This window comes from Pseudomonas sp. NPDC089741 (genome assembly GCF_044748825.1).
GTDB lineage: Bacteria > Pseudomonadota > Gammaproteobacteria > Pseudomonadales > Pseudomonadaceae > Aquipseudomonas > Aquipseudomonas helmanticensis.
Genome location: NZ_JBIVGT010000006.1, coordinates 1 through 17,031 on the forward strand (window position 1 = coordinate 1; position 17,031 = coordinate 17,031).

At 58.7% G+C, this 17,031-nt stretch carries 18 protein-coding genes; 10 read left to right on the top strand and 8 right to left on the bottom strand.

All coding sequences use genetic code 11. The features are described 5' to 3' along the window. The first annotated feature begins 195 nt into the window (after positions 1–195). Positions 196–555, top strand: coding sequence for a DUF6124 family protein (locus ACIPZE_RS08490; RefSeq protein ID WP_400772413.1), 360 nt, complete (start codon positions 196–198; stop codon positions 553–555). Positions 556–793: 238 nt separating this feature from the next. Here ACIPZE_RS08490 and ACIPZE_RS08495 read toward each other — a convergent pair whose 3' ends face one another. The 4 genes from ACIPZE_RS08495 to ACIPZE_RS08510 are packed head-to-tail and all read right to left on the bottom strand — an operon-like array spanning position 794 to position 2,385. After that, the gene (locus ACIPZE_RS08495) at positions 794–1,135 is read right to left on the bottom strand and encodes a hypothetical protein (protein WP_283436722.1); all 342 of its coding nucleotides are present in this window, start codon (positions 1,133–1,135) and stop codon (positions 794–796) included. Next, complete coding sequence (locus ACIPZE_RS08500) at positions 1,132–1,755, bottom strand: hypothetical protein (RefSeq protein WP_283436721.1); 624 nt, start codon at positions 1,753–1,755, stop codon at positions 1,132–1,134. The genes ACIPZE_RS08495 and ACIPZE_RS08500 overlap by 4 nt, the downstream gene beginning before the upstream one ends. After that, positions 1,748–1,885 carry a hypothetical protein gene (locus ACIPZE_RS08505; RefSeq protein ID WP_400772416.1) on the bottom strand — a complete coding sequence of 46 codons (138 nt, stop codon included), beginning with the start codon at positions 1,883–1,885 and terminating at the stop codon, positions 1,748–1,750. Before ACIPZE_RS08505 ends, ACIPZE_RS08500 begins: the two co-directional genes overlap by 8 nt. Positions 1,886–1,887: 2 nt before the next feature. Next, a complete protein-coding gene (locus ACIPZE_RS08510; RefSeq protein ID WP_283436720.1) occupies positions 1,888–2,385 on the bottom strand; it encodes a PAAR domain-containing protein in 498 nt (165 codons plus the stop codon). Positions 2,386–3,119: 734 nt separating this feature from the next. Between ACIPZE_RS08510 and ACIPZE_RS08515 the strand changes: the two genes are divergently transcribed. Next, on the top strand, positions 3,120–3,422 hold the full coding sequence (locus ACIPZE_RS08515; RefSeq protein ID WP_400772619.1) for a DUF6124 family protein: 303 nt from the start codon (positions 3,120–3,122) through the stop codon (positions 3,420–3,422). 156 nt (positions 3,423–3,578) lie between these two features. On the opposite strand, the gene ACIPZE_RS08520 is transcribed toward ACIPZE_RS08515, so the two are convergent. The 4 genes from ACIPZE_RS08520 to gspI form a co-directional block, all read right to left on the bottom strand. Then, a complete protein-coding gene (locus ACIPZE_RS08520) occupies positions 3,579–3,968 on the bottom strand; it encodes a hypothetical protein (RefSeq protein ID WP_283436718.1) in 390 nt (129 codons plus the stop codon). 154 nt (positions 3,969–4,122) lie between these two features. Continuing rightward, complete coding sequence (locus tag ACIPZE_RS08525) at positions 4,123–4,692, bottom strand: LemA family protein (RefSeq protein ID WP_283436717.1); 570 nt, start codon at positions 4,690–4,692, stop codon at positions 4,123–4,125. Positions 4,693–4,695: 3 nt separating this feature from the next. After that, positions 4,696–5,799, bottom strand: coding sequence for a hypothetical protein (locus ACIPZE_RS08530; RefSeq protein WP_400772418.1), 1,104 nt, complete (start codon positions 5,797–5,799; stop codon positions 4,696–4,698). Between the two features lie 323 nt (positions 5,800–6,122). Continuing rightward, on the bottom strand, positions 6,123–6,497 hold the full coding sequence (gene gspI / locus ACIPZE_RS08535; protein ID WP_283436715.1) for a type II secretion system minor pseudopilin GspI: 375 nt from the start codon (positions 6,495–6,497) through the stop codon (positions 6,123–6,125). A 147-nt stretch (positions 6,498–6,644) separates the two neighbouring features. On the opposite strand from gspI, the gene gspG reads away from it, so the two are divergent. From gspG to ACIPZE_RS08575, 8 genes are all read left to right on the top strand, one after another. Next, positions 6,645–7,103 carry a type II secretion system major pseudopilin GspG gene (gene gspG / locus ACIPZE_RS08540; protein WP_122590699.1) on the top strand — a complete coding sequence of 153 codons (459 nt, stop codon included), beginning with the start codon at positions 6,645–6,647 and terminating at the stop codon, positions 7,101–7,103. Positions 7,104–7,111: 8 nt separating this feature from the next. After that, positions 7,112–8,071: a type II secretion system minor pseudopilin GspK gene (gene gspK, locus ACIPZE_RS08545; protein ID WP_400772421.1), complete on the top strand. Its 960-nt coding sequence runs from the start codon at positions 7,112–7,114 to the stop codon at positions 8,069–8,071. Next, positions 8,068–9,243 carry a type II secretion system protein GspL gene (gene gspL / locus ACIPZE_RS08550; protein WP_400772422.1) on the top strand — a complete coding sequence of 392 codons (1,176 nt, stop codon included), beginning with the start codon at positions 8,068–8,070 and terminating at the stop codon, positions 9,241–9,243. Before gspK ends, gspL begins: the two co-directional genes overlap by 4 nt. Beyond that, positions 9,236–9,784, top strand: coding sequence for a type II secretion system protein GspM (gene gspM, locus ACIPZE_RS08555; RefSeq protein WP_400772423.1), 549 nt, complete (start codon positions 9,236–9,238; stop codon positions 9,782–9,784). Before gspL ends, gspM begins: the two co-directional genes overlap by 8 nt. After that, the gene (gspD, locus tag ACIPZE_RS08560; RefSeq protein ID WP_400772425.1) at positions 9,781–12,153 is read left to right on the top strand and encodes a type II secretion system secretin GspD; all 2,373 of its coding nucleotides are present in this window, start codon (positions 9,781–9,783) and stop codon (positions 12,151–12,153) included. The genes gspM and gspD overlap by 4 nt, the downstream gene beginning before the upstream one ends. Before the next feature lie 604 nt (positions 12,154–12,757). Continuing rightward, positions 12,758–14,164: a type II secretion system ATPase GspE gene (gspE, locus tag ACIPZE_RS08565; protein ID WP_283436710.1), complete on the top strand. Its 1,407-nt coding sequence runs from the start codon at positions 12,758–12,760 to the stop codon at positions 14,162–14,164. Further along, complete coding sequence (gene gspF / locus ACIPZE_RS08570) at positions 14,164–15,372, top strand: type II secretion system inner membrane protein GspF (RefSeq protein ID WP_283436709.1); 1,209 nt, start codon at positions 14,164–14,166, stop codon at positions 15,370–15,372. Before gspE ends, gspF begins: the two co-directional genes overlap by 1 nt. A 452-nt stretch (positions 15,373–15,824) precedes the next feature. Next, positions 15,825–16,931, top strand: coding sequence for a substrate-binding domain-containing protein (locus ACIPZE_RS08575; RefSeq protein WP_283436708.1), 1,107 nt, complete (start codon positions 15,825–15,827; stop codon positions 16,929–16,931). Positions 16,932–17,031: the final 100 nt, after the last annotated feature.

The following is a 17,031-nucleotide window of genomic DNA, read 5'->3' on the forward strand; positions in this document are numbered from 1 at the left end:
TCCGCCCCCGCGCCCGGCGCGCCCGCGTTCTGCACGTGGTCAGGCAGTGTCTGAAATCATGTCGCGGTGGCTGTGCGTGGGACACCTTCGGGTGTGCCGGATTCCTTGATATCCGGTCGGTCAACCCGCGTACAGCTGCCACCCTGTTTGTTTGACCGCGAACGGTGGCGGCTCCAGTCATCAAGGAGCTTCACCATGATCAAACCAACACCCAACCCGCCCGAAACCGCCTCGGTTTCCCCCTACGAATCCCTCGACTCAAACAAACTCCACGAAGCCGCCGACCGCGCCCTCGACCATTACTTCTGTCCGCCCGGTTCCACACCACCGCCACGTAAATACCGTGGGATGTATGCCGTTACGGCGGACAACAAAACCGAAGAACTGCTGGTCGATGCCAGTGAAACACTCGCTTCGGCGAAAACCCTCGCGCAGAACGTCGCCAGTCTGTTGCCGGTGTCGCAGCGCCAGGCGCTGGCGGGGATTGCGCAGTTGATCATGCTCGGGGAGTTGGCGGTGAATCGGGCGTTGGATAATTTGCAATTGCTGGGTTGATGCGCGGGGAGGGGTCACCTGCTGATTGATGGGGTGGCCGTTCTGGCGCCTTAGCGGGCAAGCCCGCTCCCACAGGGTTTTGTGTTGGTCACGGGAATCGTGTTCGGCGCTGAAACCTGGGGGGGCTGGTTATTGAGGCGCGTCGGGGCACTCTCGGGTCCATCAAAAAAACGGGACTGATTTATTCCATAAAATAAATCAGTCCCCTTTGTTATCACTTTGTTGTTGATTTCTGGTTTCAATCCTTTTCAGGGCATTTGAAGTTCCAGGAATAAACTTTCATGTCTTTGACTTCTTCGCCGACAGTTCCTACACCTAAACAATCTCCGTTCTTGATGTAGTTGAAGCTGCAGAAACGGACGCCCTCCGTGCAAGACTCGATTTCAGTGAAGCCTTTTCTTTGGATGACGTTTTCAACCCCGAACTCACCTGAGTAAGACGGATTCGGCTTCCAGCCATTTTTGATCAAAGCTTTTCGGGCTTTAGAAAAGGGCATTCCCTCTTTGATAGGAACGTCTGCTGCGCTTGAAAATAAACTGACGCAACATAAAAGGCTGATAACTAATATTTTTAGTTTCATTTAACAGTACCGCCAAAGCCTCTATATATTTTTTCTACTTCGTCGTACTCAGTATAAGGTTGGCCGGAAGGCTTTCCATTGACTGGTCGATTTGCCAACCCCGGCCCCATAGGCAACGCTTCCCATTTTTTTGATGCTTTTCCAACTGCAGTTTTTAAGTCGCCACCGATCAGCGGTTCGATGGCACTCACGTTCCGCAGGAGTTCAACGGCAATCAAGTCCTGCGTTCCGGGGCTGAAGTCAGATAGCCCCATCGCTTTGATGGAGAGTTCCGACCATGTGACTTTCGTGATTTGGTACCTTCCAGAAGCTGTGGTTGAACCACCATAACCTGGTCCTGGGTGAGTAGACTCATCACTGAATGTCCACTTCCCGGATTTCCAGCCAGCTGCCCAACCATATCCAAATTTCGCGTGATAGTCGCCACCCTCGACTTTTGCCAACGTATCCAGAAAGGCCTTCACATTTTTATTCTTTAAGAACTCCGCATTCTCGGCACGCCTCTTTTGTTGCTTTGCGTCTACGGATACAGCTTTAGGGCTGGAGTCTTTGACAGGCGTCACCGTTCTGGTGGCTACAGATGACATTTTTCGGCCGTTTTTGCTAATGACTTCAGCCATGAGGAAAACTTCCGTTATTTTCTTTGACGCTCTGCTGGTGGCTGTTTTGGAGAGTGAAAATAAAGAAGTTTATGGTTTTGGCCATGGAGCCTTGTACACGGTAGTTTTTTTGAGTTGCATCTACATCCATTTTCAATCCTCCAAAAACAGTTGGATCGTTTCCGCGAGGTGCGAGCTAATTACGTGCGTATACCCCATTGAATCGCTGACACCGTGCTCAATGCTGCCGTCAGCTCGCTGAATGGCGTAATCAAGATTAGCTAACGGCTCCCCTGACTCGTCGTCAATAAGCCTGAACTTGTCGCTGAAGTGCACGGGCATCGACGTCAGACCGCTGAAAGGCGCTGATACGACGGTGTCGCCAATGATGACCGTGCCGGAGCCACCTACAACTACGTTGCCGTGGCCACCGGTACTGTCTTTGGTCGCAGCATTCAGCCCATTGATAAAAACCGTCGAGCTGACCGCTCCGGTGATCGGGCTACCGCACGCGGATTTATCGGTCATTCGAGCGGCGGCAAGTCCGTCGAAATTCACATTGGGCGAGCCGCTGACAATAGGGTTTGTGCCATGCCCCGGGAGCGGGCAATTGGTTGGATCTGTAACTCGCGCAGCAGGTTTTCCACTCATGAATTGTTCCTTTTCAAAGTTTCAGTTTTCCTTGACCGGAATGGAGTCGATATGGGAACGAGGGGTATCGGCCGCCAAAATAATGCGGGGTGTCCAGCGTTTAAGCGCGAAGAAAAGGGCGTGTCCTTGGAGGGGCGCATAAAGTTTTACTGTCCATGTAAATGTGCTGCGCGCAGCATGCCCGAGGCAGGCGGCGCGCTCAATATCTACTTACAAATTATTGGTTGACTGCTAGATATGGTCGCGAAGCGGGGCGAGCAGGGGGAATCCTTGGCAACAGGTGATGGGATCGATTTTAGACGGCAGGACGCGATGAGACGCGATAAACACCAACGTCTAAAAAGACATCTCCAGACACTCTCTCAGGCTACACGCCCTTGCGCCTTTGCCTACAGCTACGCCAGAATCCGCCGGCTTGTGCGCCTTGGGGGCGGGTTCTATTGTGGTGCGGTCGCTGACGAATCAGCGATCGGATTTGACCGTCCGCCCAATATCAAGGCGCGACAGCGTTCTGCACGTGTTCAGGCATTGTCTGAAATCATGTCGCGGTGGCTGTGCGTGGGACACCTTCGGGTGTGCCGGATTCCTTGATATCCGGTCGGTCAACCCGCGCACAGCTGCCACCCTGTTTGTTTGACCGCGAACGGTGGCGGCTCCAGTCATCAAGGAGCTTCACCATGATCAAACCAACACCCAATCCGCCCTAAACCGCGTCGGTTTCCCCCTACGAATCCATCGATTCCAAAAAACTCCACGAAGCCGCCGACCGCGCGCTCGACCATTACCTCTGTCCGCCCGGCTCCACGCCGCCCCCGCGTAAAAACCGTGGGATGTACGCCGTGACGGCGGACAACAAAACCGAAGAACTGCTGGTCGATGCCAGTGAAACACTCGCTTCGGCGAAAACCCTCGCGCAGAACGTCTCCAGCCTGTTGCCGGCATCGCAGCGCCAGGCGCTGGCGGGGATTGCACAGTTGATCATGCTGGGGGAGTTGGCGGTGAATCGGGCGTTGGATAATTTGCAATTGCCGGGGTGATGCGGGTGTCGGGATCACCAGGTGATTGATCGGGTGTTCATTCTGGCGCTTTCGCGAGCAGGCTCGCTCCCACAGGGTTTTATGCTGATTGCAGATGTTTTGTACGACGCTGACACCTGTGGGAGCAGTTGATTATTACCGTGCCGTCTTCGTGTGTTATTGAGGCGCTTCAGGACATTCGCGGGTCCATCGCGTCACCGTCATGTCATTGAACTGCTCTCCGATGGTATCGACGCGTAGGCACGTGCCTTTCTTCGAGTAGTACAAGATGCAGCGCGAGCTATCAAACGAGCAGGTATCCAGTTCGATGAACTTGCGTGCAGCCAGCTCTTTCTCCGCGCCGCTGTATTCATAGCCGTCGGTGGTATGCATCGGCGTTGGCTTCCAGCCTTGTTTGACTAGCCTGGACTTGGCGGCAACCAAACGCTCACCGACGACGATGCCTGCTGGCCCGCTCTTGTCGTTTGGCGCCTGTGAGCCATTGGCAAACGCTGCGCCGATTCCCGTGCAATAAAGTGCGACAAGTACGAGGGTTGAAGCCTTCAATTGACAGTTCCTCCAGCCGGTTTTGAGGCTCGACAAAGATTCTGGGTGCTCGGCGTAAGGTTGGTTCGCCCGGGAGAGTCAGTGGCGGATTTATTTTAAGAGGGAGGGGTCGACCATCACCCGCAAGGGTGATGGGTGCGACGGATCACGCAGGTTAGAAATTCGGCGTGTAAGAGAAACCTTGCGAGGCTTCGATATCGGAGAACGGTATTACCGGCGCTTTCTGGTTGAACAGGCCGTTGACCACCGAGCCTGGGAACATTTCGATGGAGTTGTTGAACAGTTCGACGTTGCGGTTGTAGATGGTGATGGCCGCGCCGACGTTTTCTTGTTGTTCGGCGATTTCACGCATCATGTTGTTCGCGGCTTCGGATGCTTTCAGGTCAGGGTAAGCTTCAAAAGCGACGCGCAGGCCACCCATCAGTTCCTTCGAGGCGAGTTCAACTTTTCCGAGGGCATTGCCGTCCGCTCCGGCAGGAAGGGCGTGGACCGCGCTGCGAAGGCCGGTGATTTTTTCGAGGAGGCTGGTCTCAAAGACCATGAAGTCGGCGAGTACCTTTTGCAGCTGATCGAGCACTTTGGACTTCTGGCGTTCGTAAACGAGGACGTCCGACCAGGCACGTTGTACTCGGTTGTGTCCGCCAATAATGCCGTTGTAGATGCTGATGCCCGCGATGATTATGACGACAGCAGTCACAGCGCAGAGGATGAGGATAATGTCCATGGCTTACTTCTCCTGGAGGTTTTTTTGAGGTGAGGCGCTAAAGTTGTCATCGTGCAGTTCACTGAGGGCATGGCTCCATTGGAGCGCAGACATCAAGCGCGGCAGTTCAACACCCGCATCTACTTCTGCGTAGAACTCGTTGGGTGAAGACAGCGAATATTGAGTACCGTACGTGAGCAGGTCGCTGCTGGCGAAGCTGAGGCAGAGCTTGCCACTGTCGGCGAACTCCAGGTTCGGAACCTTGAGTACGTTGAATACCTTCAGCAAGTGCAGCACTGTCGAAGGTTTGATGAACTTCGCACAGATAATCTCGCTGCTACCCGTCAAACAGAACGCTTTATTAAAATCCGGAGATGCTGTGTCCATGGGGCTCGGATAGTCGTTCTGTTTGTGATCATCAGATCTGACCGATATGCCGGCAACCCATGGAAAGTCGATGACCAGACTGTAGCGGTCGTAGTGGTCATAAACCACGCGAGTTACCGTTTTGGTTTTTCCGTCTTTATCGGTCACCGTGGTGTGCACCGTCCGTCTGTTGACGTAGTGCAGTTGGTGGTACGTATAAGGGAGCTTGCGCAGCGTGCCGGTAAATACCCCCCGAATTGACGTGACCACCTCACGGCTGTAATTGCCCCGTTTGTAATCGCCAAACTGCGCGTCCAGCTTGTTCAGGGTCACGCGCTTGTCTTCTTCCAGTCCGGTCAATCCGTTGTGGAAGTAGGAGGACAGTCGAGCAATTTTGTTGCTGAGTGAAGGCAGGCGATTAGATTGGGATTTCATCCGTATCAAACTGCCAACGACAATCACGAGGCCAAGAAAACCAATGGCCATGCCGAACATGACGGGATCAATTTCCAGCTGGTAGAAAAAAACCGCGACGGTGTAGGTGTTCGCAAACCAACAAAGGGCGACAGTGCCCGCAATCAATAACAGGCCGGTGCCGAAAAACCACCATGCGCGTGTGTAGTTGAATTTGAGCGGGCCGTTGTACGAGACGAACGCTTGGATCGTCTTCAATAGGTCGGCATTGGATTCAGCCGTGGCAAGACTGGCTTCGCTGTCAACCAGCAATCTGTTTAATCTCGCGTTCTGCGATGTGTTGGGCATGTCAGGTATCCATTGATTCAGGGATGCCTGGTGCGGGAGCAATGGCCCGGATTGAGGTTTTGGCGCTATTCATGATCTGTCAGAAGTTTGAAAAAGGAGAGGAAGATACCATTGTCAGGCAATGATGGCTTCTGGCCTTTTAAGAGATAGGCGATGACATGTGGGACGTGTTTGCTGTTTGGCACACCGCTATCGCCAGCAGGGGTTTGAGACCTGTAGGAGCTGCCGAAGGCTCGGGCCGCGATCGGACGATCTTTTGACCCTGCCCTTCAAAAAACAAAATCAAAAGATCGTCCGATCGCGGCCCGAGCCTTCGGCAGCTCCTACAGGGGGCGGGTTAGCAGGGTTTCTAGTTTGGCCAGTGGCGGGGCGTCTTGGTTGCGGTCGAATACCTGGATGGCGATTTTGAGTAGGCGGCCATTTTCGGCTGGGCCGATTTGCTGTTCGCAGCGCAGCGATAGTCGGCCTTGGTCGCAATCGATAGCTTTCATTCCTAACGGTAGTTTGCCTTCCAACCGCAACTCCGCCATCCGACTCTGCGCCGCAATCATCGCAACCGACCGATCCCTTAAAACCCCGCTGCTCTGCGTCATCAACCCCGCCACGCGCACGGCCGCGGACATGGCCACGGCAATAATCGCCAGCGCCACCAGCACTTCAATCAGGGTGAAACCTGCTTCTCGGGAACGCGCACGCATAAGTGGCCCAAAGCCAAAGCACAGCCCCCGACGCTAACCCGCGTGCTTGACGGCTTGACGACGAAAACTCCCGAGGATTTTCAACATCCCTGACATATCTTCTTGCAACACTGCGCGTCGAATCGAATCTAGCCAGGGAATGTCGAGATGGATATCGCACCGTGCACACCGCTTCAACCATTGCCGCGCAAGCCCCGGGGGCAACGGGGTTTTACCCTGATCGAGATCATGGTGGTCGTGGTGATTCTGGGGATTTTGGCGGCGATGGTGGTGCCGAAGGTGCTTGATCGGCCGGATCAGGCGCGGGCGACGGCGGCGAAGCAGGACATTGGCGGTTTGATGCAGGCACTGAAGTTGTATCGCCTCGATCACGGTACTTATCCGTCGATGAATCAGGGTTTGAAAGTGTTGGTCGAGCGTCCGGCGGATGCGAAGAACAGCAACTGGCGTTCGTATCTGGAGCGTTTGCCGAACGATCCGTGGGGCCGTCCTTATCAGTACCTCAATCCGGGTGCCAACGGCGAGATCGACATCTTCAGCCTCGGCGCTGATGGTCAGCCTGACGGCGACGGCGTGAATGCCGATATCGGTTCCTGGCAGTTGTAAGGCCGACCATGAACAGCCGTTCGCCGAACCGGGCGAAGGAACAAGGCATGGCGATTATCAGCGCGTTGCTCATCGCCGCTGTGGTGGCGGTGATTGCCGCTGGCATGCTTACGCGCCAGAGCATTTCGACGCGCAGTCTTGAGGCCGATCAGCAGCGCGTGCAGGGGCGTTGGGTGGTGCAGGGCGGGTTGGAAATCAGCCGGCAATTGTTGTGGGACGCGCGCCAGCGTGACCCGTTGACGCGTCTCGATCAGCCGTGGGCGCAGCGCTTGAACGCGCAGGGTTTTGAAGGGCGGCTGGAGGATGAGCAGGGTAAGTTCAACCTGCGCAATCTGGTCGCCAACGAGCGGGTCGATGAGGCGCAGGTGCAGACGTTTCAGCGCTTGTGCGAGTTGATCGGGGTCAACGCCGGATTGAGTCAGCGCATCAGCCAGCGGGTCATCGCCTCTTATCCGCGATTGTCGAATCCGCAGATTGCCGAGAGCAGTAAACCCGGGTTCGACAGCGGTCGGGCGACGTCGCCGAATGCTTCGCGCAAGCCGCAGAATCCGACGCTACCGATGTTGCGCAGCCTCGATGATTTGCGCAGCGTCGACGGTGTGAATGACGCGGTCATCGGCAAACTCGCGCCGTACCTGACGGTGATTCCGGCAACCACTTGGCTCAATGGCAACACGGCCACCGCGCCGGTGTTGGCCGCTTATGTGCCGGGGCTCTCGCTGGAGCGCGCGCAGGCCATGATCAATGAGCGCGATGCCGGTCGCTGGTTTATCAATCGCGGTGATTTCGTCAACCGCTTGCGCATGCCGCAACTGGAAATCACCAGCGTCAAGGTCGGCATCACCAGCGACTGGTTTCGTCTGCGTGGCGAAGCGCGGCGCGATCAGCGCCGGGTCAGTCTGGAGGCGTTGCTGCATCGCAGTCAGGATCGGTTGCCGCAAGTGATCTGGTCGCGGGTGGGCGTATGAGCCAGCTCAGAATTGCGCTGCCGCCATTGGCCGAACTCGATCTGCACAGTGAACTGCGTTGCGCCTGGCTGGACCGCCAAGGGCAGGTCAGTCGCGAAGATCGGCTCAGCCTCAGCCAATTGGCGCAGACGCCGAAATTGCCGCCGCTGGTGTGTTTTCTGCATCCGCTGGACAGTCTGTTGGCGAGCATCGATTTGCCGCCATTACCGGCCAACAAGATCGCCGCCGCCGTGCAATGTGCCGCGCAGGCGTTGATGCTTGGCGACAGCAGTGCGATGCATATCGCCCACGGTCCGCGTGACGAAGCGGGGCAGGTGCAGATTGCCTGGGCGCCGCGTGAGCGCTTGCAACTGCTCGGGCAGATGCTCAAGCACAGCGCGCTGAACCTGCGCGGTCTGTATCCGGCGCCGTATGGTTTGCCGGTGCTGCCGGGGACGGTTGCCTGCGTGCAGGACGATCATCTGTTGCTGCGCGAAAGTGTGCAGACCGCGCGGGTTCAGCCGCTGTTCGAGGACGGTGTCGATAGCGTTCTGTGGCAGCCGGGGACTACGTTGCACTGGATCGGTGATCAAGCGCCGTCAACCGCGGAAGTGCCGATGGCCGATGCCCAGCGCTGGACCGGGCCATTGCCGGGCTGGGGTTTGCACGGCGCTGTTCAACAGCCGCGCGGCGAGCATCGCGGTTGGGGACGGGCGATCGGTCTTTGCGTGTTGGCCGTGGCGGTGTGGGTGATTGGTTTGAACCTGTATGCCGCTCGCGAAGCCAGTCAGGGCCAGCAGCTGAAAACGCAAATGAACCTGCGGGTAAAACAGGCTTTTCCCGAGTTGCCGGTGATCCTCAATCCATTGCAACAGGCCCGCCAGCAATTGGCCGCGCGGCAAAAAGGCGCGGCGGATGATCCGGCGCAGACCTTCAATCGCCTGGTGTTGCAGGCTGGCAGCGGCATGCCGTTCATGGCCGGCAGCGTTGAGCAATTGTCGTTTGTCGACGACACCTTGCAGTTGCGCCTGCTCAGCGAAGCCCGGCGCATGGGCAGCGACAAGGAATGGCAAAGCGCGCTGGCCCAGGCCGGCATCAGCGTTACCGCCGATGACGATGGCTGGACCTTGCGGCCGTCCGGCGAAACCAGCGCAACCGAAAACGATGACAGCAGCGGAGCAGAAGATGAATAAGGCATCGCTGGCGGTTTATCGCGCCCGGTGGCAGCGCTTCAACGCTCAGTTGCAGGCGCGCTGGCAGCCCTTGGCGCTGCGCGAGAAACGCATGGTCGCCGGGATGGCGATCGCGCTGTTGAGCCTGCTGGTCTGGGTTGCTTTGATCCAGCCACCACTGAAAAAAATCGCTTATTGGCAGGCTGAATCGCCCAAGTTGCGGGCGCAGACCGAAGCGCTGGAAGTGCTGCTGCGTGACGTGGTTGTACGGCCGGACGGGCAAGGCGTCGGCGCGTCACTCGAACAAACGTTGCAGGCCAGCGGCCTCGGCGGGCATTACCAATTACAGGCTGCGGATGGCGGCGCATGGCAGTTGAGTTTCGACGCCGCGCCGGCCGATGCGCTGCTCGACTGGCTGTTGAGCCAACCGTCGCAACTTTCTCTGCAAGTGGTCGAGGCCCGGTTGCAACGCGCCGACAACGCTTCGACCGAAGTCACTGCCGGCACTTTGTCGGGCACCGTTCGCATGGATCAGGCGCTGGGCGCTAAGGAAGCTTCATGAAGGGGTCAGGATCCAAACCGGCACGTCTGGCATTGCCGATGTTGCTGATGGCGCTGAGCGCGTGCAGCAACACCAACGCGCCACAACACCAAGCGCCGTTGCTGGTCGACAGCGAACTCGGTCGACCTTTGGCCAACACCCAGCGCAGCGGCGATGCGGTGGCTGATCGCGAGCGGGCGCAGGCCCAGGCGCGGCCGGTGCCCAAGCAACTGCACAACATCAGTAAAACCGCGCGCACCGGCGCCGTTGCGCCGAGCAGTCCGGTGGCGAGCAATCCGTTGGGCAATCAGCCGGTGACGCTGAATTTTGTCGATGCCGATATTCAGGCGGTGGTGCGCTCGTTGTCGCGTTCCAGTGGTCAGCAGTTTCTGGTCGATCCACGGGTCAAGGGCACTTTGACGCTGGTGTCGGAAGGTCAAATTCCGGCGAACCAAGCCTACGACATGTTGCTGGCGTCGTTGCGCATGCAGGGTTTCAGTGTGGTCGATGTCGGCGGTGTCGCGCATGTGGTGCCGGAGGCTGATGCGAAGTTGCTTGGCGGGCCGGTCTACAGTCCCGGCAAACCCGCCGGCAACGGCATGCTCACGCGCACCTTTCGTTTGCAATACGAGAACGCGGTGAACCTGATTCCGGTGCTGCGCCCGATCGTTTCGCCGAACAACCCGATCAACGCCTATCCGGGCAACAACACCATCGTCGTCACCGATTACGCCGAGAACCTCAACCGTGTGGCGCAGTTGATCGCCAGCATCGATACCCAAAGTGCAATCGACACCGATGTGGTGCAGATCCAGAACGGCATCGCCGCCGATATCGCGCCAATGGTCGCCGAGTTGCTCGATGCGCCGGGCAATGATCCGACGCAGAAAATCGCGGTGATTGGTGATCCGCGTTCCAACACCATCATCATTCGCTCTGGCAGCCCGGAGCGCACGGAGCTGGCGCGCAACCTGATCTACAAACTCGACAATGCGCAGAGCAATCCGAGCAATCTGCATGTGGTGTATTTGCGCAACGCGCAGGCGGCGAAACTGGCGCAGGCGTTGCGTGGGTTGCTCACGGGTGAGAGCGATAGCGGCAGCAGCGACAGTGCGCGATCGGTGCTGAGTGCGATGGGCAGCAACAGCAATTCCAATGGGCAGAGCGGCCAGACTGGCAGCCAGACCAGCAGCGGCACGACATCCACGACCAACAGCGGCAGCACGGGCGGCAGTTATGCGCAGGGCAGTAGCGGTTCGACCGGCAGCGGCAGTGGCGGCGCGCAGAACAGTGAGCAGAACGTTGCGTTCAGTGCTGGCGGGGTGACGATTCAGGCGGATGCGACTACCAACACGTTGCTGATTTCCGCGCCGGAGCCGGTGTATCGCAATCTCCGTGAGGTGATTGATTTGCTTGATCAACGCCGTGCGCAGGTGGTGATTGAGAGCTTGATCGTCGAGGTCGGCGAGGACGATGCCAGTGAGTTTGGCGTGCAGTGGCAGACTGGCAATCTCGGCGGCAATGGCGTGATCGGTGGGGCGAATCTGGGTGGCTCGGGGATCAATCTCAACGGCAAGACCAGCATTGATGTGTTGCCCCAGGGGCTGAATCTGGGTTACGTCAACGGCACCGTCGATATCCCCGGGATCGGCAAGATTCTTGATTTGAAAGTGCTGGCGCGGGCGTTGAAGAGCAAGGGCGGCACCAACGTGTTGTCGACGCCGAATCTGCTGACCCTCGACAACGAGGCGGCGAGTATTTTTGTCGGCCAGACCATTCCGTTTGTCAGCGGTAGCTACGTGACTGGCGGCGGGGGTACAAGTAATAACCCGTTCCAGACGGTGACTCGTGAAGAGGTGGGGCTGAAGCTCAATGTGCGGCCGCAGATATCCGAGGGCGGTACGGTGAAGCTCGATATTTATCAGGAGGTCAGCAGCATTGACGAGCGCGCTTCGAACAGTGCGGCGTCGGCGGGCATCGTTACCAATAAACGCGCGATCGATACCAGCATTCTGCTTGATGACGGGCAGATCATGGTGCTTGGCGGTTTGCTCCAGGACGGTTACAGCCAGAGTAATGATGCGGTGCCGTGGCTGAGCAGCATTCCGGGAATCGGCGCATTGTTTCGCAACGAGCGCCGCGCGATCACCAAGACCAACCTGATGGTGTTCTTGCGCCCGTACATCATTCGTGACAGCGAAGCGGGGCGCAGCATCACTCTGAACCGCTACGACTTCATGCGCCGCGCCCAAAGCGGTTTGCAGCCGGAACGCAGCTGGGCAATGCCGGACATGCAAGCGCCGCAATTGCCAACGGCCGCGCAGGGTGTACCAGCGGCATTACCCACCACCGGCCCCCGCGCCACCATCAAAGCAGTACCCATCCAATGACCCCCACATCCATGAGTGGAATGCCAACTGTGGCGAGGGGGCTTGCCCCCGTTCGGGGACGAAGCCCCCGCAAGCACGGTGTACCCGGTATGTCTGTGGGAACTGGATTGCGGATTTTGGGGCTGCTGCGCAGCCCAGCGGGGTCAAGCCCCCTCGCCACAGATTCCGGACCTGTAGGAGCTGCCGAAGGCTGCGATCTTTTGACTTTGCTCTTCGGCGAACTCAACCGGGCACAGATCAAAAGATCGCAGCCTGCGGCAGCTCCTACAGGGGATCGGGGTTGGTTTGCAGTCGAAGATGGTGCCGATTCAATGACGCCTACCACCATGAGTGGAATGCCAACTGTGGCGAGGGGGCTTGCCCCCATTCGGGGGCGAAGCACCCGCAAGTGCGGTGTACCCGGTATGCCTGACGAAACTGGATTGCGGATTTTGGGGCCGCTGCGCAGCCCAGCGGGAGCAAGCTCCCTCGCCACAGATTCCGGACCTGTAGGAGCTGCCGAAGGCTGCGATCTTTTGACTTTGCTCTTCGACGGACTCAACCGGGCAAAGATCAGAAGATCGCAGCCTGCGGCAGCTCCTACAGGGGATCGGGAGGGTTTTAGATGAGTGTTTTGCCTTATGCCTGGGCCAAGGCGCAGCGGGTTTTGTTGTGTGATGGGGTGTTGACGGTGTGTCCGTCGACGCCGGGTTGGTCGATCAGTGAAGTGCGCCGTCAGTTCGGTGCGGCGCGGCTGGAGCGGGTGCGTGATGACGAACTCGACGGTTTGCTCGCGGCCGCTTACGCCGACACAGGCAGCGCAGCGGCGGTGGTCGGCGCGGCGGAAAACGAGGTCGATCTCGATCGGCTGATGCAGGACATGCCGGAAATCACCGACCTGCTCGACACCCAGGACGGCGCGCCGGTGATCCGCATGATCAACGCACTGCTCACGCAAGCCGCGCGTGATGAGGCCAGCGACATCCACATCGAACCCTTCGAAACCCATTCGGTGGTGCGCTATCGCGTCGACGGCACCCTGCGTGACGTGGTCTCGCCGCGCAAGGCTCTGCACGGCGCGCTGGTCTCGCGGATCAAGATCATGGCGCAGCTCGACATCGCCGAAAAACGCCTGCCGCAGGACGGTCGCATCGCTCTGCGCGTGGCCGGTCGGCCGATCGACATACGCGTGTCCACCGTACCGACAGGCCATGGCGAACGCGTGGTGATGCGCCTGCTCGACAAACAGGCCGGACGCCTGCACCTGGAAACCCTGGGTATGGACGCGCAAGTGCTGGCCAAACTCGATCACCTGATCCGCCAGCCCCACGGCATCGTCCTGGTCACCGGTCCCACTGGTAGCGGCAAGACCACCAGTCTCTACGCGGCACTGGCGCGGCTCGATGCGAGTACCAGCAACATCCTCACCGTTGAAGATCCCGTTGAATACGACCTGCCAGGCATCAGCCAGATTCAGGTCAACGCCAAGATCGACATGACCTTCGCCCTCGCACTGCGGGCAATTCTGCGCCAAGACCCGGACATCATCATGATCGGCGAGATCCGCGACCTCGAAACCGCACAAATCGCTGTGCAAGCCTCGCTGACCGGTCACCTGGTGTTGGCGACCTTGCACACCAACGACGCCGTGTCAGCGGTCAACCGCCTGATCGACATGGGTGTCGAGCCGTTCCTGCTGGCCTCATCGATGCTCGGCGTACTGGCGCAGCGGCTGGTGCGCCGCCTTTGCAATCAATGCAAACAGCAAGACCCGGCAACCCCCGGCACCTGGCGCCCGGTCGGTTGCGCGGCGTGCAACCAAACCGGTTACAGCGGTCGCACCGGTATCCACGAATTGTTCTGCATCGACGACGACATCCGCACCCTGATTCACCAAGGGGCAGGGGAGCAGGCCTTGCGCGCATCCGCCGCGAAAGCCGGGATGTTCAGCCTGCGCGAGGACGGTGAGCGCTGGATCCGCAGCGGCGCCACCGCCCCTGAAGAAATCCTTCGTGTGACACGGGACGCCTGATGAATCGCTATCGTTTTGAAGCTGCTGATGCCACTGGCAAGATCGAATCCGGGCACCTTGAGGCGGACAGCCAGAGCGCCGCTTTCACAACATTACGCGGGCGCGGGTTGACCGCATTGTCGGTGCACAAGGAGAGCAATGTCGCCCAACACGGCGGCGGATTGTTCAGCGCCAAACTCTCGGACAACGATCTGGCCTGGGCGACACGCCAACTCGCGAGCCTGCTCGGTGCGAGTCTGCCGTTGGAAGCGGCGCTCAGCGCCACGGTCGAGCAGGCCGAGAAAAAGCACATCGCCCACACCCTCAGCGCTGTGCGCGCCGATGTGCGCAGCGGCATGCGTCTGGCGGAATCACTGGCGGCGCGGCCACGGGACTTTCCCGAGATCTACCGCGCACTGATCGCGGCCGGGGAAGAGTCCGGCGATCTGGCGCAAGTCATGGAGCGGCTCGCGGATTACATCGAGGAGCGCAACAACCTGCGCGGCAAGATTCTCACCGCGTTTATCTATCCGGGCGTGGTCGGGCTGGTGTCGATCGGCATCGTGATTTTCTTGCTCAGTTACGTGGTGCCGCAGGTGGTCAGTGCGTTTTCCCAGGCGCGGCAGGATTTGCCGGGGCTGACCTTGGCGATGCTAAACGCCAGTGATTTCATAAGGGCGTGGGGCTGGTTGTGTGCGGCGATCATCGCAGGCGCGTTCTGGAGCTGGCGCCTGTATCTGCGCAATCCAGCGGCACGCTTGAGTTGGCATCATCGGGTGCTGAAACTGCCGTTATTCGGGCGGTTTATCCTCGGTCTGAATACCGCGCGTTTCGCCTCGACGCTGGCGATTCTCGGCGGCGCCGGGGTGCCGTTGTTGCGCGCACTGGAGGCGGCACGGCAGACGCTGTCCAACGATCGCCTGAGCCTGAGCGTCAGCGATGCTACGGCCAAGGTGCGCGAAGGGGTCAATCTGGCCGCTGCGTTGCGGGTGGAGAACGTCTTCCCGCCGGTGTTGATTCACCTGATCGCCAGCGGCGAGAAAACCGGGTCACTACCACCCATGCTTGAGCGCGCGGCGCAAACCCTGTCGCGCGATATCGAGCGGCGGGCAATGGGCATGACTGCATTGCTGGAGCCGCTGATGATTGTGGTCATGGGCGGGGTGGTGTTGGTGATTGTGATGGCGGTGTTGTTGCCGATCATCGAGATCAATCAACTGGTCCAGTAGTGGTGTTGTTGCACAGGGCCTCATCGCGAGCAGGCTCACTACTACAGGGGTACGCATTTCAAATGTAGGAGTGAGCCTGCTCGCGAAGGGGCCAGTCAGGGCAATAAATAATCCAGATTTTTTCCAGGGCTTCAGCATCACCCGACCCTCAAAAGAACCATCCTCGGGTTCTCCTTTCTGTCATTTGCAACCACCCGCCAACGGCTCCAGCCCGATTCCGCCAAACCCCCAATCCAGACGCGCCGCCGGCCAGCGCAAACACCCGAGAAAATCCCTTCAGAAACACCTCGCAGCTCCCGAGGTTTTTTCCTTTATCTGTCACCGGAAACTGCGAATTTCTCAGTGCGACTTCACCACGGCCAACGCCAGCGAGGGCCCGGTGAGTCTTCCCAGTGTCATGCAAGCAACCCCGAAAACCTGTGTTCACAAACCAGTTGAAAAGGAGATTCTTCATGTTCAAGCGCACTCTGATCGCCGCCTCTCTGACCGTCGCCGCTCTGGCTTCCGCTCAAGCCATGGCCGTTACCGGTGGTGGTGCAACCCTGCCAGCGTCTCTGTACAAAGGTTCTGCCGACAGCATCCTGCCAGCCAACTTCAGCTACGCCGCCATCGGTAGCGGCGGTGGCAAGACTGCTTTCCTGAAGAACAACCCGGCGGGCTTCGGCACTACCGGCACCGTGCACTTCGCCGGTAGCGACTCGATCCTCAGCGCTTCGGAACTCAGCACCTACACCACCGAATTCGGTGGTTCGTACGGCCCGCTGATCCAACTGCCTTCGGTGGCCACTTCGGTTGCCATCCCGTACAAAAAGGCCGGCCAGACTGCTCTGAACCTGACCAGCGCTCAACTGTGCGATGCGTTCTCCGGCGCTAAAACCACTTGGGGCGCTCTGCTGGGCACGGCTGACACCACCCCGATCCGCGTGGTTTATCGCAACGTTTCCAGCGGTACTACGGAAATCCTCACCCGTCACCTGAACTCGGTTTGCTCGAGTCAGTTCGTGACCAACTCGACCTTCACTGCCGCTCGCGTCGGTGGCGGCGCTCTGCCTACTGGCTGGGTCGGCGTTGCCAACACTTCTGATGTTGCCACTGCCGTTAACGCGGTTGATGGCTCCATCGGTTATGTCGGTCCGGACGGTGTCGACGCTACCAGCAACGCTGTCGTTGCTCGCGTAAACGGCGTTCAGCCAACGTCGGCCAACGTCACGCTGGCACTGTTGTCGGCGTCCGCGCCTTCGACTGCAGCCCAGGCCGCAAACCCTGCCAACTGGTCGCCAGTGGTGCCTAACCCGACTTCCGGTTACAAACTGGCTGCTTACACCAACTTCATCTTCGGCCAGTGCTACAAGGATGCAGCCGTGGCCGCTGACGTTAAAGCGTTCCTGACCACCCACTACAGCAACCCGGGCAATAACGCCGCGACTCAGGCTCACAAATTCGTCGCTGTGCCTACCGCCTGGAAAACCGCTGTAACCGCCAACTTCATCACCAACTCGTCGGGCAACAACCTGGACATCAACAACGCCAGCGTCTGCAACGCTATCGGTCGTCCTTAAGCTCAGACTGCCGTAACACAAATGACGGCAACCTTCGGGTTGCCGTCATTTTTTTTGCCCGACTACTCCTCGAACATGAAGTTTGTGTGACATCCGTTCG

Bases quoted from the DNA above. Each gene is read 5' to 3' on its own strand.
- ACIPZE_RS08490 (WP_400772413.1), top strand. From the start codon at position 196: ATGATCAAACCAACACCCAACCCGCCCGAAACCGCCTCGGTTTCCCCC.
- ACIPZE_RS08495 (WP_283436722.1), bottom strand. From the start codon at position 1,135: ATGAAACTAAAAATATTAGTTATCAGCCTTTTATGTTGCGTCAGTTTA.
- ACIPZE_RS08500 (WP_283436721.1), bottom strand. From the start codon at position 1,755: ATGGCTGAAGTCATTAGCAAAAACGGCCGAAAAATGTCATCTGTAGCC.
- ACIPZE_RS08505 (WP_400772416.1), bottom strand. From the start codon at position 1,885: ATGGATGTAGATGCAACTCAAAAAAACTACCGTGTACAAGGCTCCATG.
- ACIPZE_RS08510 (WP_283436720.1), bottom strand. From the start codon at position 2,385: ATGAGTGGAAAACCTGCTGCGCGAGTTACAGATCCAACCAATTGCCCG.
- ACIPZE_RS08525 (WP_283436717.1), bottom strand. From the start codon at position 4,692: ATGGACATTATCCTCATCCTCTGCGCTGTGACTGCTGTCGTCATAATC.
- ACIPZE_RS08530 (WP_400772418.1), bottom strand. From the start codon at position 5,799: ATGCCCAACACATCGCAGAACGCGAGATTAAACAGATTGCTGGTTGAC.
- gspI (WP_283436715.1), bottom strand. From the start codon at position 6,497: ATGCGTGCGCGTTCCCGAGAAGCAGGTTTCACCCTGATTGAAGTGCTG.
- gspG (WP_122590699.1), top strand. From the start codon at position 6,645: ATGGATATCGCACCGTGCACACCGCTTCAACCATTGCCGCGCAAGCCC.
- gspK (WP_400772421.1), top strand. From the start codon at position 7,112: ATGAACAGCCGTTCGCCGAACCGGGCGAAGGAACAAGGCATGGCGATT.
- gspL (WP_400772422.1), top strand. From the start codon at position 8,068: ATGAGCCAGCTCAGAATTGCGCTGCCGCCATTGGCCGAACTCGATCTG.
- gspM (WP_400772423.1), top strand. From the start codon at position 9,236: ATGAATAAGGCATCGCTGGCGGTTTATCGCGCCCGGTGGCAGCGCTTC.
- gspD (WP_400772425.1), top strand. From the start codon at position 9,781: ATGAAGGGGTCAGGATCCAAACCGGCACGTCTGGCATTGCCGATGTTG.
- gspE (WP_283436710.1), top strand. From the start codon at position 12,758: ATGAGTGTTTTGCCTTATGCCTGGGCCAAGGCGCAGCGGGTTTTGTTG.
- gspF (WP_283436709.1), top strand. From the start codon at position 14,164: ATGAATCGCTATCGTTTTGAAGCTGCTGATGCCACTGGCAAGATCGAA.
- ACIPZE_RS08575 (WP_283436708.1), top strand. From the start codon at position 15,825: ATGTTCAAGCGCACTCTGATCGCCGCCTCTCTGACCGTCGCCGCTCTG.